We start from the raw sequence: 15,331 nt of genomic DNA, 5'->3' as shown, positions 1-15,331 counted from the left end.
CTCCCGGGCGCCCTGCGGCTCGTCGGCCGCAGGCGTTCCGAACCGTCACCCCTTGCGCGAAGGGTCGTCCCATGGCAGCCGGCAGAACGGGCGGATTGAAACGGTACTATGATCTGAACGGCTGGCTGTTCATCGCGCCGTCGATCCTGCTGATCTCGATCTTCCTCGTCTATCCGATCGCCCGTTCGCTGTATCTGTCCTTCTTCTCGGGCAAGGGCATGATGCTGAAGTTCGCGGGCTTCGGAAATATCGTCCGGCTCTGGAACGATCCGGTCTTCCTGCAGGCGCTCACCAACACCGTCACCTTCTTCGTGGTGCAGGTGCCGATCATGATTACGCTGGCGCTCATGCTCGCCGCCGTGCTCAACAACGACCGGCTGAAATTCATCGGCTTCTTCCGCACGGCGATCTTCCTGCCCTGCGTCGCCTCGCTCGTCGCCTATTCCGTTCTCTTCAAGAGCATGTTTTCCGTCGACGGCGTCGTGAACGCCGCGCTGATGGCGACCGGCCTCGTGTCCTCGCCGATCGGCTGGCTGACCGAGCCCTTCTGGGCGAAGGTGCTGGTGATCCTCGCCATCACCTGGCGCTGGACCGGCTACAACATGATCTTCTATCTCGCGGCCCTGCAGAACATCGACAAGTCGATCTACGAGGCGGCGCGGATCGACGGCGTGCCGGCCTGGGCGCGCTTCGTCCACATCACCGTGCCGATGCTGAAGCCCGTGATCCTGTTCACCACGATCATTTCGACGATCGGTACGATTCAGCTCTTCGACGAGGTCTACAATCTCACGGAGGGGCGCGGAAGCCCGGCGAACTCGACGCTGACGCTGTCGCTCTACATCTACAACCTCACCTTCCGCTTCATGCCGAGCTTCGGCTACGCGGCCACGATCTCCTATGTCATCGTGATCATGGTGGCGCTCTTGTCCTTCCTCCAGTTCTACGCGGCGAGGGACCGGTCATGAACGCCTCGCGTCTCTTCGGCTCGGCGCTGCAGTATGCCTTTCTCGGTGTGGCCGCCTTCCTCTCGATCTTTCCGTTTCTCTGGATGGTGATCAGCTCGTCCAACACCTCGATCGATATCATCAAGGGCAAGGTCAGTGTCGGCGAAGCCTTCGCGACGAACGTTGCGAACTTCTTCGCCCAGGTCGACGTGCCGCTCGTCTTCTGGAATTCGACCAAGGTCGCCGTTCTTGCCACGGTACTGACGATCACCGTGTCGTCGCTCGCCGGTTACGGATTCGAAATGTTCAAATCCAGGGCGCGCGACCGGATCTATTCGTTCGTGCTTTTGACGCTGATGGTGCCCTTCGCGGCGCTCATGATCCCCCTTTTCATGATGATGGCGAAGACCGGGCTCATCAACACACATATCGCGATCATGCTGCCGACCGTCGCCTCCGCCTTCATCATCTTCTACTTCCGCCAGTCGACGAAGGCCTTTCCGACGGAACTGCGCGACGCCGCCAAGGTCGACGGCCTGAAGGAGTGGCAGATCTTCCTCTTCATCTACGTTCCGGTGATGCGCTCCACCTACGCAGCCGCCTTCGTCATCGTCTTCATGACGAACTGGAACAACTATCTCTGGCCGTTGATCGTGCTGCAATCGAACGAGACGAAGACCATCACGCTCGTCGTTTCGTCGCTCGCCTCGGCCTATTACCCCGACTACGGCATGGTCATGATCGGCACGATCCTCGCCACGCTGCCCACCCTCCTCGTCTTCTTCGTCATGCAGCGCCAGTTCGTCCAGGGCATGCTGGGCTCAGTGAAATAGGACTATCCGTCAATGCGCATTACCGAGACATTCAACGGCAACTGGACCTTCCGCTACGGCTTCGAGCCGGCATATGTACACGTTTTGCAGACCGGCGAGACGGTACGCCTGCCGCACAGCGCCGTCGAACTGCCCTACAACTATTTCGACGAGACGGACTACCAGAAGCCCTTCACCTACCAGAAGGTGTTCGATTGGCGGCCGGACTTCGAGGGCCGCGAGGTGTCGCTCATCTTTGACGCCGCCATGGCGGACAGCGTCGTCTACCTGAACGGCGAGGAGATCGTCGCCCACAAGGACGGCTACACGCCCTTCGAGGCGCGGCTGACGCCGCATCTGAAGCGTGGACAGAACCTCATCACGGTGAAGATCGACGGTTCCGAAAATCCGGAGATCCCGCCCTTCGGCGGCCAGATCGACTATCTCTGCTACGCCGGCATCTACCGCGACGTCTGGCTGAAGGTTACCAGTCCGGTCTCGATCGCCAATGTCAAGATCGAGACGCCCGATGCGCTCGCCGAACAAAAGACCGTTACCGCCCGCGTCTTCTTCGCCAATCCGCGGGCGCTCGCCAATTCCGGCACGCTCGACGCGAAGATTCGCCGCAGGGGTGGCGGCGACGTGGCCGCTACGTCGGTCGAGGTAGACGGCAATGAAGCGACGCTGACCTTCACCGATCTCACTGGCATCGACCTCTGGAACATCGACGATCCGGTGCTCTACGCGCTTTCGCTGAAGCTCTCGACCGAGCATGGCGATGACGTGCTGACGCAGCGTTTCGGTTTCCGCACCGCGCTTTTCACGCCCGACGGTTTCCTGCTCAATGGAAAACCGCTGAAGCTGCGCGGCCTCAACCGCCACCAGGCCTGGCCGCATACCGGCTACGCCATGGGTCGGCGCGCGCAGGAAAAGGACGCCGACATCCTCAAATATGAGCTTGCCTGCAACATCGTGCGCACCTCGCATTATCCCCAGTCGAATTGGTTCATCGAGCGCTGCGACGAAATCGGCCTGCTCTGCTTCGAGGAAATCCCCGGCTGGCAGCATATCGGCGGAGAGGCGTGGCAGAAGGAATCGATCGAGAACGTGCGCCGCATGATCGAGCGCGACTGGAACCATCCGTCGATCGTCATCTGGGGCGTGCGCATCAACGAGAGCCAGGACAGCCACGCCTTCTACGCCGAAACGAACCGGCTTGCCCGTGCGCTCGATGCGACGCGCCAGACCGGTGGCGTGCGTTTCATCACCAATTCGGAACTGCTCGAAGACGTCTACACGATGAACGACTTCATCCTCGGCAACGAGGAACTGCCGGGCAACAACCGCGGCCGCGTCGTGCTGCGCGACCGGGTGGAGACGACCGGCATCACCCGGCCGATCCCCTACATGATCACCGAATACAACGGCCACATGTATCCGACAAAACGTTTCGATCAGGAGCAGCGGCAGGCGGAACACGTGACGCGCCACCTGCTGATCCTCGATGCCGTGGCGGGCGACGGCAACATCTCGGGTTCCACCGGCTGGTGCATGTTCGACTACAACACGCACAAGGACTTCGGCGCCGGCGATCGCATCTGCTATCACGGCGTGCTCGACATGTACCGCATTCCGAAATTCGCGGCCTATGCCTATGCCTCGCAGGGCGATCCGAAGGACGGCGTCGTGCTGCAGCCCGTCACCTTCTGGGCACGCGGCGAGCGCAACATGGGCGGCGTACTGCCGCTGATCGTTCTCACCAACTGCGACTACGTCGACGTGACGTTCGGCGAATGGCCGGCGAAGCGCATCTATCCGGACAGGGAGACCTATCCGCACCTGCCGCATGCGCCCGTTGTTCTCGACCTTCGAAACGTCACGCCGGAGGAATTCGGGACCTGGGGACGCGTCTGGCGCGAAGGAACGTTCACGGGCTATGTCGACGGCAAGGCGGTGAAGACGGTGACGCTGCCGGCCGATCCGGTGCCGGCAAGGCTGGAGGTAGCGCCGGATGACACGAAGCTTCGGGCAGCCGAGAAGGACGCGGTGCGCGTCGTCGTCCGCGTGCTCGATCAGTGCGGCAACCTTCTGCCCTATTTCGAGGAGCCGGTGACGCTGTCGCTTGTCGGTCCCGGACGGATCATCGGCCCGGCCGACCATACGCTCAAGGGCGGCGCGACCGGTTTCTGGATCGAGGCCGGCGACGAGGCCGGCACACTCGACCTGACCGTCACCAGCCGTCGCTTCGAGACCCAGACAGTCACCTTCATCATCAACTGAGAACCCGCCATGGCCGATGTTCGCCTCACCGACATACGCAAGCGTTTCGGAGCTCTCGAAATCATCAAGGGCATCGACCTTTCGATCGAGGCCGGAGAGTTCGTCGTCTTCGTCGGCCCATCCGGCTGCGGAAAGTCCACGCTGCTGCGCATGATCGCCGGCCTGGAGGACATCACCTCCGGTGCGCTGGCCATCGGCGGCAAGGTGATGAACGACGTCGATCCTTCCAAGCGGGGCATCGCTATGGTGTTCCAGTCCTACGCCCTCTATCCGCACATGAGCGTGCGCGAGAACATGGGCTTTGCGCTGCGATTCGCCGGCATGGCCAAGGCGGAGATCGAGCGGCGGGTCGCCGACGCGGCGCGCATCCTCGAGCTCGGTCCTCTGATGGAGCGCAAGCCCAAGGCGCTGTCCGGCGGGCAGCGCCAGCGGGTGGCGATCGGCCGCGCGATCGTGCGCAACCCGGACGTCTTCCTGTTCGACGAGCCGCTGTCGAACCTCGACGCCGAACTGCGTGTGCATATGCGCGTCGAGATCGCCAAGCTGCACAAGGAGCTGAAGTCGACCATCATCTACGTCACGCATGACCAGGTGGAGGCGATGACGCTTGCCGACAAGATCGTCGTGCTGCGCGCCGGCGAGGTCGAACAGGTCGGCGCGCCGCTGGACCTCTACGACGATCCGGCGAACACCTTTGTCGCGGGCTTCATCGGATCGCCGCGCATGAACTTCCTGAAGGCGTCGGTGATTTCGGCCGAGGCCGGTTGTGTCACGGTGTCCCTTGTCAACCAGCCGACGGCAAAGCTCACCCTCGCCGTGGCATCCGGTACCGTAAAGGCCGGCGACGAGGTGAGCGTCGGCGTGCGGCCGGAACATTTCCTGGCCGCCGGCGAGGGCGATACGGATCTTGCCGTCGAAGTCGACGTCGCCGAGCATCTCGGCAACACGAGCTATGTCTATGCGCGTGTCTCGGCCGACGAGCGCATCATCATCGAGCGCGAAGAATTCCGCGCCACCGCCAACCGGGACACGCTGACGATCAGCCTATCGGCCCAAAAATCCTTCCTCTTCGACAGTGCCGGCGTCCGCGTCCGATAGCGGGCCGCACCTATCATCGGGAGAGTACGATGAACGAGACGCAAACCCTGCGCTGGGGCATCATCGGGCCAGGCGCCATCGCGAAGACCTTTGCCGGCGGCATTGCCCATTCCCGGACGGGAAAACTCGTCGCGATCGCCACGCGCGATCCGGCAAAAGCTGGGCTCGCCGAAAGCTTTCCGGGTGCCCGGATCGTCGCCGGCTACGAGGCGCTGCTCGGCGATCCGGAGATCGACGCGGTCTATGTCGCGACGCCCCACACGGGTCATGCGGCGTGGGCGATCAAGGCGATCCGCGCCGGCAAGCACGTGCTCGTCGAAAAGCCGATCGCGCTCTCCGCCTACGAGGCCGAGACGGTGTATTACGAAGCCCGCAAGGCGGGTGTCTTCGCCGGCGAAGCCTACATGTACCGCCTGCATCCGCAAACGGCGAAGATCGTCGATCTGGCACGAAGCGGCATGATCGGTGAAATACGGCTCATCAAGTCGAGCTTCGGCTTCGACATGGGGGAGGTGAAGCCGCAGCATCGGCTGTTTTCGAACGCGCTCGCGGGTGGCGGCATACTCGACGTGGGCGGTTATCCGGTCTCCATGGCGAGGCTCGTCGCCGGAGCTGCCGCCGGCACGTCCTTCGCCGAACCCGAGGCGGTCTTCGGCGTCGGCCATATCGGTGCGACGGGCGTCGACGAATGGGCTTCCGCCGTCCTGAAGTTCTCGAACGGTGTCGTCGCGGAGGTCTCCTGCTCGATCCGTGCCGGGCAGGACAACGTGCTGCGCATCCTTGGCGCCGAGGGCCGGATCGACGTTGCCGATTTCTGGTTCGCATCCGGTCACGAGGGCGGGACGGGCCGGCTCGAGATCGTGCGGAAGGACGGCAGCAGGCAGGTGGTTGACGTTCAAGAACAGGGCTGGCTCTATTCCTTCGAAGTGGATGCGGTCGCCGACGCGATCCGCGGCGGACGGCAGGAATTCGCATCGCCCGGTATGAACTGGGCCGATTCCATCGGCAATCTCAGGGTCATGGATCAGTGGCGCGCTGCGATCGGCCTGGAGTACGAATGCGAAAAGCCGGCCGGGCGCCCGGTCAACATCCGGGGCGAGACGGTAAGGGCCGGCAGCGGCATACCGCGCCGGAGCCTGCCGGGCATCGCCAAACCCGTTTCGGCGGTGGCGCTCGGCTTCGAGTTCTTCCCGAATTTCGCCGCCGCCTCGCTGACGCTCGACGCCTTCTACGAGGCGGGTGGCAACGTCTTCGACACCGCCTGGATCTACAACGGCGGCACTACCGAGGTGATCTTCGGCGACTGGCACAGGAGCCGTGCGGTCCCGCGCGAGGGGATCGTGCTGATCGGCAAGGGCGCCCATTCGCCGCTCGTCTATCCGGACCAGATCGGCAGGCAGCTGTCGCAGTCCCTGGAGCGGCTCAAGACCGACTATGTCGATGTCTATTTCATGCATCGCGACAATCCGGACGTTCCGGTCGGCGAGTTCGTCGACGCTATGGACAGCGAGGTGCGCGCGGGACGCATTCGCGGCATTTTCGGCGGATCGAACTGGACGCGCGAACGGCTGGCGGAGGCGATCGCCTACGCCGAGGCGGCGGGCAGGACGCCTCCCGCCGCGCTCTCCAACAATTTTTCGCTTGCCGAGATGCGCGACCCGATCTGGCCAGGGTGCGTCGCCGCCTCGGACGACCAATGGAAGCGGTGGTTGTCCGAGCGGCAGATCCCGAATTTCGCCTGGTCCAGCCAAGGGCGTGGCTTCTTCACCGAACGTGCCGGTCGTGATCGGACGGATGACGAGGAACTGGTTCGCTGCTGGTACAGCGAGCGAAATTTCACCCGCCGCGACCGCGCCATCGAGCTTGCCGCCCGACTGGGTCGCAAGCCGATCCATGTGGCGCTGGCCTACGGTCTGGCGCAGCCCTTCCCGGTCCTTCCGCTCATCGGGCCGCGTACCGTGGCCGAGCTCGAGGACAGTCTCTCCGCACTCGACATCACCTTGACCCGCGCGGAGGTGGAATGGCTGGAGGCATGAACGGCCTTCCCGCGAAGGGCGCCGGCGATGCACGGAACCGGCAACTGTCCGGTGCCCGGCGCCTGCTCAATCGCGCCAGAATTGCTTAAAAAATGACCGAGAAAACCGATTGACTATAATTTAGCCGAGGCGTAGCCTGTCGTCAGAAATCGGCAATGACTGCCAACGGCGATAGAGCCCCGACACCGCGTTCCGCGGTTCGGGGCTTTTTGCTTTTTTGGATCGGAGCGGCGGATGCGGAAGACGGGTTCGAGAACGGTGGCGGGGCAGTCGGCAGACCGATGACGCGCGAAACGGTTCCGGTATCAATCCTCTATTCGACGACGGGCGCCTACGCCGCCCTCGGTCGCGAGGCAGTCGACGGGGCCATGGCTGCTATCTCCGAAGTCAATTCCGATCCATCCCTCTCCTTCCGGATAGAACCGAAGATCGATGATCCGGCGGGCAGGGCGGAGCGATACGCCCTGCTGTCGGACGCAGCGATCCGCCAGCACGGGTGCCGTCATGTCATAGGCACCATCACGTCCTGGAGCCGCAAGGACGTGCTGCCGGTGATCGAACGTCATGGTGCGCTCCTGTGGTATGCCTTTCCCTATGAGGGTTACGAGGCGAGCGACAGCGCCATCTATCTCGGCGCATGCCCGAACCAGCATCTTCTCCCGCTGTTCGACCATGTGCTGCCGCGCTACGGGCGCCGGCCCTTCATCGTCGGGTCGAACTATATCTGGGGCTGGGAGATCAGCCGCATCGCCCGCGAGGTGACGGAAGCCTCCGGCGGGCAGGTCGTCTCCGAGCGTTTCGTTCCACTGGGTTCCGTCGAGGTCGATCACCTGATCGCCGAAATCCGGCAGAAACGCCCGGACTTCGTGCTGAGCAACCTTGTCGGCGAGACGGTAACCGCCTTTCTCGCGGCCTATCACGCGCTGCGTGCCGAGGGCGTCGAGCCGCCGCCGATCGTCGCCTGCAACCTGTCGGAAACGGACCTCGAAGGCCTGAGCCGCGAGGCGCGGGCAGGGCATATCACGACGGCGATCTATTTCGACCGGCTGGATACGGCGGAGAACCGGGTCTTCAAGGCGCGTATGGCCGCCCGGCACGGACGGGACAGGCGCATCACGACGCCCTTCATGGCCGCCTATAACGCCGTCTCTATCCTCGCCCGCGCGATTTCCGATGCGGCGACGGACGCGCCGGAAGCGATCCGCCGGGCCGTCACATCGCGTCTGTTCGACACGCCGATTGGCCCGATCGCGGTGGACCCGCGCACGCATCATGCCGCGTTGCGGCCGCATATGGGCGTGTCGGACGCGGAAGGCGAGTTCGAACTCTTTCGCAGTGCGCCGGCGCCGATCGAGGCCGATCCTTATCTGGTGCGGTCGCTCCTCCGACAGCCGCCGAAGGCCGCCGCGCCGGGCGACACGGGCAGCGCGCTGAAAGTCATCAAATGACGCGCGCTGACCGGCTCCCACTGGCGACATGGCGTGCGGTGATCCTGCACCGCGACCACCCGTCCGTGGATGCGTTGAAGCGGCAGCTCGAGCTTTTGCACATCCGCGTCAACGTCGCCTGGCCGCAGATCGACGAGGCCGATACCGGCGCGGATGTCATCTTCTTCGACGCGGACATGGGCCATGACGGGCAGTTTCCGTGGCCGACGGGTTTTGCGCCGATGCCGATGATCGCACTCATCGGTTCCGAGGCGCCGGGGCGTATCGAATGGGCGCTGTCGCAAGGATCGAACGCGCATCTCCTGAAGCCGATCGGCTCCACCGGGGCCTATAGCGCGATCCTGATCGCTGCCCATGCCTACCGGATGGCCCGCAGCCAGGCCGACGACATCAGGGCGCTCGAGGATCGGTTGCGTCAGCGGCCGATCGTGGTGCGTGCGATCCTCAAGCTGCTGCAGCAGGAAGGGCTGGACGAGGCGGGCGCCTGGAAACGGCTGCGCAAGATCGCCATGGACTGGGGCATGACCATCGAGGAGACGGCAGAGGCCATCTGTCGGGATGACCGGCGCACGCGAAGCGGCGCCTGACGAAACGGAAGGAAGGAGTACAGTTTGGTGTCCATTGTTGAAGGTTTCGCGCCCTACGGAGGCTACAGGACCTGGTATCGGGTCACCGGCGACCTCGCCTCCGGCAAGCCGCCGCTCATCGTTGCCCATGGCGGCCCGGGTTGCACCCACGACTATGTCGACAGCTTCAAGGACATCGCGGCTACCGGCCGGGCGGTCATCCACTACGACCAGGTGGGCAATGGCAAATCCACGCATCTCCCTGACAAGGGCGGGGATTTCTGGACGGTCGCCTTCTTCCGGGCCGAACTGCACAATCTGATCGATCATCTCGGCATAAGGAACGCCTACTGCCTGCTCGGACAATCCTGGGGCGGCATGCTGTCGGCGGAGTTCGCGGTCGAGCGTCCGGCGGGCCTGAAGGCGCTCGTCATCGCGAACTCCCCGGCGGCCATGAAGACCTGGATTTCCGAAGCGAACCGGCTTCGCGAGGCGCTGCCGCCGGAGGTACAGGCGACGCTCTTGCAGCACGAGGCGGCCGGCACCACGGACAGTGCGGAATACATGGCTGCAACCGACGTCTTCAACCAGCGTCATGTCTGCCGGGTCGTGCCCATGCCGCCGGAGGTCCAGCGGACCTTCGACGCGATCGCAAACGATCCGACGGTCTATCACACCATGAACGGGCCGAACGAGTTCCATGTGATCGGAACGATGAAGGACTGGTCGATCGTCGGACGGCTGTCGACCATCGCGGTTCCGACGCTGCTGGTCTCCGGCCGACACGACGAGGCGACCGAGGCCTGCGTCAAACCCTATGCAGAGGAGATACCGGACGTGCGCTGGCGGATCTTCGAGCAATCGAGCCACATGCCGCATGTCGAGGAAAGGGAGGCCTGCATGGCCGAGGTCGCGGGCTTCCTCGACCAGACAGCCCCTTGAGTATCGCGAAGACAAGAAGCCGCCCGCAAAGGGCGCGATGACCGCTCACACAAAGAACCAGAGGGAAACGATATCATGACCATATTCCTGAAACCGAACCTCCGACGTGCCGGCCTGCTGTTGGCCGGCGCGCTGCTCGCTCAAACGGCGCTTTCCGGCGTCGCAATGGCCGAGGACCGCGCGGAGCTCATGGCCAAGCACCGCGGCGGTACGATCACGCTCGCGGCCGTCTCGGCCGCCGGTTCCGTCGATCCGATGATCAACTACACGGCGCAGTTCTGGCAGCTCTACCAGATGACCTACGACGGGCTCGTCAAGTTCAAGCAGGCGGGCGGAACAGACGGCTTCGAGATCGTTCCGTCGATCGCCGAAGCCATTCCGACGGCGGAGAACGACGGCAAGACTTACGTCTTCAAGATCCGCAAGGGCATCAAGTTCTCGAACGGCAAGGAAGTGACACCCTCCGACGTGGAGGCCTCGTTCCAGCGCATCTTCAAGGTCAAGGGGCCGACGACGGGCAGCTTTTACAACGGCATCGTCGGTGCCGACAAATGCATCGAGACCGCCGAGACCTGCACGCTGGAGGGCGGCGTGATCGGCGACGACGCGACCGGCACGGTGACGATCAATCTTGTCGCGCCGGACGCCGAGATATTCTCCAAGCTCGCCGTTCCGCACGCCTCGATCCTGCCGGCCGACGCGCCGCTTGCCGATGCCGGCACGACGCCGATCCCCGGCACGGGCGCTTACTATATCGAAAGCTACAATCCCAACGAACAGATGGTCATGAAGCGCAATCCGCACTTCAAGGAGTGGAGCGCCGACGCCCAGCCGGACGGCTTTGCGGACGAGGTCGTCTACAAGTTCGGCCTCACCGAGGAGGCGGCGATTAATGCCATCATCAACGGCCAGATTGACTGGCTGTTCGACACGCCGCCGGCCGACCGCCTGCCGGAAATCGGCGCGAACTACGCGAGCCAGATCCATATCGATCCGCTCGCAGCCTTCTGGTACGCGCCGATGAACACCAACATCGCCCCCTTCAATGATCTGAAGGTCCGCCAGGCGTTGAACTACGCGCTCGACCGCGATGCGCTCGTCGGCCTGTTCGGCGGCGAGGTGCTCGCCCAACCGACCTGCCAGGTCCTGCCGCCGGACTTCCCCGGCCATGTGGATGATTGCCTTTACACGAAGGAACCCGGCCCGGCCTGGGTCGAGCCGGACATGGAGAAGGCGAAGCAGCTCGTCGAGGAATCGGGCACGAAGGGCCAGAAGGTCACGGTGATCGCCGAGGACAATGCGGTCGCCCGCGGCATCGGCACCTATATCCAGAGCGTGCTTTCCGAACTCGGCTACGACGCCTCGATGAAGGCGGTGTCGCCGAATATCCAGTTCACCTACATCCAGAACACCAACAACAACGTCCAGATCAGTGTCTCTCAGTGGTACATGGACTATCCGGCGGCGTCGAACTTCCTGAACGTGCTGCTCTCCTGCGCCTCCTTCACGCCGGGCAGCGACGCGTCGATCAATATCGCCGGCTACTGCAACGAAGGGCTGGACGCGAAGATGAAGGAGGCGATGACGCTGGCGCTCACCGATCCCGACGGCGCCAATGCCAAATGGGCGGAGATCGACAAGAGCTTCATGGAACAGGCACCGCTCGCGCCGCTCTTCACGCCAAAGAGCGTGAACTTCGCCTCGGCACGCCTCGGCAACTACCTGTTCAACAAGCAGAACCGCTGGATCGTCTCGCAGTCCTGGGTGAAGTGACACCTCGACCGGACGGCGGCGTCTCGCCGCCGTCCGCCGTCCGCTGCCGGCGGACCCCATCCGGATCTTCGTGTAACCGATGACAGATGCTTCAGAGATCGCTTTCGTCGAAAGCTCCGCCGAATCGTTGGGGCAGGCCCGTTCGGCCGCCGGCCCCTGGCGGCGCGCGTGGCTCATCCTCAGGCGCGATCGTGCGACGCTCCTGGCGGCCGCCGTGCTCGTGCTGATCGTTCTTGCCAGCCTCGCGGCACCTCTCTACGCCCGGTACGTTTCGGCAACCGATCCCTTCCGCTCGAGCCTCAGCGCGAAGATCACGGTCGACGGGAAGCGGGTGAAGCTCATGCAGCCCTCCACCGAGGGGCTGGGCCTCGGGGTGACCCCAATCGGCCCGACATGGCGGGCACAGTACCTTCTCGGCGCCGACACGCAGGGCCGCGACGTCGCGGCGCGGCTGCTCTATGGTGGGCGGAACTCGTTGCTGATCGCTGCCGCCTCGACCGCGATCTGTCTTTTCTTCGCCGCTGTCGTCGGCATCACGGCCGGCTTCTTCGGCGGCATCGTCGACAAGATCCTGTCGCGGATTCTCGATATCCTCTGGGCGTTTCCGGTCTATCTCCTGGCAATCTCGCTGTCGATCGTGCTGATCTCGCAGGGGATCGTCATCGGACCGATCGAGATTACCGGCGACAGCCTGCTCCTGCCGATCTTCATCATCGGCATCATCTACGTGCCCTATGTCGCCCGCCCGGTGCGCGGGCGGGTGCTGGCGCTCAAGGAGAGCGAATTCGTGCTTGCGGCGAAGGGCCTCGGCATTCCGGCCTGGCGCATTCTCGTCAACGACATCCTACCGAATGTTTCGACCATGCTGATTGTCTTCGTGCCGCTGATGATGGGGCTCAACATCATCACGGAGTCGTCGCTGTCGTTCCTCTCGATCGGCGTGCAGGCGCCGGACGCGAGCTGGGGCACGATCATCCAGGACGGCCAGACGCTGCTCTATACCCGTCCGGCCGTGGCCCTCGCGCCCGGCATCGCCATCGTGCTGACAGTCCTGTCGCTCAACGTGCTGGGCGACAGCCTGCGCGACGCGCTCGATCCGCGCACGAAGCTGGTGTGAGGGGACAGGCCATGATCTTCGCCGTGCTGCAGCGCCTCGGACAGATGCTCTTCGTGATGTTCGGCATCTCTGCACTCGTCTTCCTCATCTTCTTCGCCACCCCCGGCTCCGATCCCGCCGCGCGGCTCGCAGGCCGCAACGCGTCGCCGGAAACCGTCGAGGCGATCCGCAAGGAGTTCGGTTTCGATCGGCCGCTGCCGGTGCAATATGCCATCATGATGAAGCGGCTCTTCGTCACGCAGGACCTCACCTCCTTCGTCAACCGCGGCTACAAGATCGTTCCCGCGGTAATGTCGGCCGCGCCCGTGACGGTTTCGCTGGTCGCCGGTGCTGCCCTGCTCTGGGTCGTGGGCGGCATCGTCGTCGGCGTGGTCGCGGCGCTTGCACGCGACACGCTGCTCGACCGCGGGCTGATGGCGCTTGCGCTCATCGGCGTCTCCATGCCCGTCTACTGGCTGGGCGAGGTGATGAACCTCCTGACGCAGAGCCGCTTCCACGATACCTGGCTGTTTTCCTGGGTGCCGGCGCTCGGCTACAAACCGCTGCTTGCCGACCCGGCGGGCTGGTTCAAGACGCTGGTCATTCCGTGGTTTACGCTGGCGGCGCTCTATATCGGCATCTACGGCCGGGTGCTGCGCGCCAACCTGGTCGAGGCCTATCAGGAGGACTTCATTCGTACCGCCCGCGCCAAGGGGTTGAGCCCCGCCCGCGTCATGCTGCGTCATGCACTGCGGACCTCGCTCATTCCCTTCGTCACCATGTTCGGACTCGATTTCGGCGTGCTCGTCGGAGGTGCGGCGCTGCTGACGGAAGTGGTCTTCGGACTGAACGGCGTCGGAAGGCTCACCTACCAGGCACTGCTCAACCTCGACCTGCCGATGATCCTCGGCACCGTGATGTATGCCTCCTTCTTCGTCGTGCTCGCCAATGCGCTCGTCGATGTCGTCTACGTGCTGATCGATCCGCGGGTGAGGGGAGACTGACGCCATGGAACAGAAGACGAAACCCATCCTCCTCGACGTCGACGGCCTCTCCGTCTCCTTCGCGACCGACCGCGGCATGGTGCGGGCGGTGCGCGACGTCTCGTTCCGGGTGCACGAGGGCGAGATCCTCTCGATCGTCGGCGAGTCCGGCTCCGGCAAGTCGGTGACGCTGCTGTCGCTGCTCGGCCTGCACGACCGCAAGACGACGAAGGTCGACGGTGCCGTCTCGTTCCGCGGCCGGCACATCCTCGACCTCCCGGCAGGCCGCATGCGGGCGATCCGCGGCAAGGAGATCGCCCTCATCTCGCAGGATCCGATGACCGCACTGACGCCGGTCTATACGATCGGCTGGCAGATCGCCGAACAGATCCGCGCCCATGAGCCGGTCTCCGCCCGTGTCGCGCGGCGGCGCGCGGTCGAGCTACTCGGCGAAGTTGGTCTTTCCAACCCCGGCGAGGCGGTGGATCGCTATCCGCACCAGCTATCCGGCGGCATGCGCCAGCGCGCCGTCATCGCCATGGCGCTCTCCTGCAACCCGGCGCTGCTCGTCGCCGACGAGCCGACCACCGCACTCGACGTCACCGTCCAGGCGCAGGTGCTCGACCTGCTGTTGCGGCTGCGCAAGGACTTCGGCTCGGCCATCATCCTCATCACCCACGACATGGGCGTGGTGGCGGAAGTCGCGGATCGGGTTGCGGTGATGTATGCCGGCCGCATCGTCGAGCGCGGCCGGACAGAAGAGGTCTTCGCCTCGCCGATCCATCCCTACACCTGGGGCCTCATGGCCTCCATCCCGCCGCTTTCTGGCGTCCGGCTCCAGCGCCTGCGCTCGATCTCGGGCATGCCGCCGACGCCGGAAACGATCGCCGAGGGCTGCGGCTTCGCGCCCCGCTGCGCTTATGCGCGGGCGGCCTGCGCGCAACGGCCGCCGCTGCGCCGTGCCGGGGAGCACTCGGCGCTCTGCGTGATCGACGACGGCGAACGGCAATCCCTCCGTCGTACGGCGCTTGCCGTGGAGGAGCCCGCATGAGCGTTTCCATGCCGACAACCGTGCCGCTGATGCAGGCCCGCGCGCTCACCAAGAATTTCGTGGTCGGCAAGACGATCCGGCCCGGTTCCGGTCAGGTGCTGCACGCCGTCGACGCCGTCAGCCTCGAGGTCCGGCCGGCCGAAACGCTGGGGCTCGTCGGCGAGTCGGGCAGCGGCAAGTCGACACTCGGCCGCTGCCTGACGCGGTTTTACGATATTACCTCCGGCACGCTCGCCTTCGACGGAGCCGACATCACCAGGGCCGGCAGCGCTGAGCTCAAGCCGGTGCGCCGGAATATG

The 15,331-nt window shown here is 64.3% G+C and carries 13 protein-coding genes; all 13 read left to right on the top strand.

The genetic code is table 11. From position 1 onward, the window contains the following. Positions 1 to 71 precede the first annotated feature (71 nt). Positions 72 to 968: a carbohydrate ABC transporter permease gene (locus tag LXM94_RS17545; protein WP_235772768.1), complete on the top strand. Its 897-nt coding sequence runs from the start codon at positions 72 to 74 to the stop codon at positions 966 to 968. Beyond that, positions 965 to 1,780: a carbohydrate ABC transporter permease gene (locus LXM94_RS17540; RefSeq protein ID WP_235772767.1), complete on the top strand. Its 816-nt coding sequence runs from the start codon at positions 965 to 967 to the stop codon at positions 1,778 to 1,780. The genes LXM94_RS17545 and LXM94_RS17540 overlap by 4 nt, the downstream gene beginning before the upstream one ends. Positions 1,781 to 1,792: 12 nt before the next feature. Then, entirely contained in the window at positions 1,793 to 4,039 is a 2,247-nt protein-coding gene (locus tag LXM94_RS17535; protein WP_235772766.1) for a glycoside hydrolase family 2 protein, read from the top strand. Positions 4,040 to 4,048: 9 nt separating this feature from the next. Continuing rightward, a complete protein-coding gene (locus tag LXM94_RS17530) occupies positions 4,049 to 5,137 on the top strand; it encodes an ABC transporter ATP-binding protein (RefSeq protein WP_235772765.1) in 1,089 nt (362 codons plus the stop codon). 29 nt (positions 5,138 to 5,166) lie between these two features. Then, positions 5,167 to 7,173, top strand: a complete 2,007-nt coding sequence (locus LXM94_RS17525; RefSeq protein WP_235772764.1) for an aldo/keto reductase — start codon at positions 5,167 to 5,169, stop codon at positions 7,171 to 7,173. 155 nt (positions 7,174 to 7,328) lie between these two features. Continuing rightward, entirely contained in the window at positions 7,329 to 8,621 is a 1,293-nt protein-coding gene (locus tag LXM94_RS17520; protein WP_329605624.1) for a transporter substrate-binding domain-containing protein, read from the top strand. Further along, positions 8,618 to 9,208: an ANTAR domain-containing response regulator gene (locus LXM94_RS17515; protein ID WP_235772762.1), complete on the top strand. Its 591-nt coding sequence runs from the start codon at positions 8,618 to 8,620 to the stop codon at positions 9,206 to 9,208. The genes LXM94_RS17520 and LXM94_RS17515 overlap by 4 nt, the downstream gene beginning before the upstream one ends. 27 nt (positions 9,209 to 9,235) lie before the next feature. Then, positions 9,236 to 10,129, top strand: a complete 894-nt coding sequence (locus LXM94_RS17510) for a proline iminopeptidase-family hydrolase (RefSeq protein WP_235772761.1) — start codon at positions 9,236 to 9,238, stop codon at positions 10,127 to 10,129. A gap of 75 nt (positions 10,130 to 10,204) precedes the next feature. Beyond that, positions 10,205 to 11,902 carry an ABC transporter substrate-binding protein gene (locus tag LXM94_RS17505; protein WP_235772760.1) on the top strand — a complete coding sequence of 566 codons (1,698 nt, stop codon included), beginning with the start codon at positions 10,205 to 10,207 and terminating at the stop codon, positions 11,900 to 11,902. Positions 11,903 to 11,981: 79 nt separating this feature from the next. Continuing rightward, on the top strand, positions 11,982 to 13,019 hold the full coding sequence (locus tag LXM94_RS17500; protein WP_235772759.1) for an ABC transporter permease: 1,038 nt from the start codon (positions 11,982 to 11,984) through the stop codon (positions 13,017 to 13,019). An 11-nt stretch (positions 13,020 to 13,030) separates the two neighbouring features. Next, complete coding sequence (locus tag LXM94_RS17495; protein WP_235772758.1) at positions 13,031 to 14,002, top strand: ABC transporter permease; 972 nt, start codon at positions 13,031 to 13,033, stop codon at positions 14,000 to 14,002. 4 nt (positions 14,003 to 14,006) lie between these two features. Then, complete coding sequence (locus LXM94_RS17490) at positions 14,007 to 15,032, top strand: ABC transporter ATP-binding protein (RefSeq protein ID WP_235772757.1); 1,026 nt, start codon at positions 14,007 to 14,009, stop codon at positions 15,030 to 15,032. Next, positions 15,029 to 15,331 (top strand): ATP-binding cassette domain-containing protein (locus LXM94_RS26205; protein ID WP_329605623.1); only part of this gene is annotated, 303 nt, incomplete at its 3' end. The genes LXM94_RS17490 and LXM94_RS26205, both read left to right, overlap by 4 nt.

It is taken from the genome of Rhizobium alarense, assembly GCF_021555155.1.
Lineage (GTDB): Bacteria > Pseudomonadota > Alphaproteobacteria > Rhizobiales > Rhizobiaceae > Rhizobium_D > Rhizobium_D alarense.
Note: the sequence above shows the minus strand (reverse complement) of the source record. Positions and strands in the feature narration are given on the sequence as shown.

Bases quoted from the DNA above. Each gene is read 5' to 3' on its own strand.
- LXM94_RS17545 (WP_235772768.1), top strand. From the start codon at position 72: ATGGCAGCCGGCAGAACGGGCGGATTGAAACGGTACTATGATCTGAAC.
- LXM94_RS17540 (WP_235772767.1), top strand. From the start codon at position 965: ATGAACGCCTCGCGTCTCTTCGGCTCGGCGCTGCAGTATGCCTTTCTC.
- LXM94_RS17535 (WP_235772766.1), top strand. From the start codon at position 1,793: ATGCGCATTACCGAGACATTCAACGGCAACTGGACCTTCCGCTACGGC.
- LXM94_RS17530 (WP_235772765.1), top strand. From the start codon at position 4,049: ATGGCCGATGTTCGCCTCACCGACATACGCAAGCGTTTCGGAGCTCTC.
- LXM94_RS17525 (WP_235772764.1), top strand. From the start codon at position 5,167: ATGAACGAGACGCAAACCCTGCGCTGGGGCATCATCGGGCCAGGCGCC.
- LXM94_RS17520 (WP_329605624.1), top strand. From the start codon at position 7,329: ATGACTGCCAACGGCGATAGAGCCCCGACACCGCGTTCCGCGGTTCGG.
- LXM94_RS17515 (WP_235772762.1), top strand. From the start codon at position 8,618: ATGACGCGCGCTGACCGGCTCCCACTGGCGACATGGCGTGCGGTGATC.
- LXM94_RS17505 (WP_235772760.1), top strand. From the start codon at position 10,205: ATGACCATATTCCTGAAACCGAACCTCCGACGTGCCGGCCTGCTGTTG.
- LXM94_RS17500 (WP_235772759.1), top strand. From the start codon at position 11,982: ATGACAGATGCTTCAGAGATCGCTTTCGTCGAAAGCTCCGCCGAATCG.
- LXM94_RS17495 (WP_235772758.1), top strand. From the start codon at position 13,031: ATGATCTTCGCCGTGCTGCAGCGCCTCGGACAGATGCTCTTCGTGATG.
- LXM94_RS17490 (WP_235772757.1), top strand. From the start codon at position 14,007: ATGGAACAGAAGACGAAACCCATCCTCCTCGACGTCGACGGCCTCTCC.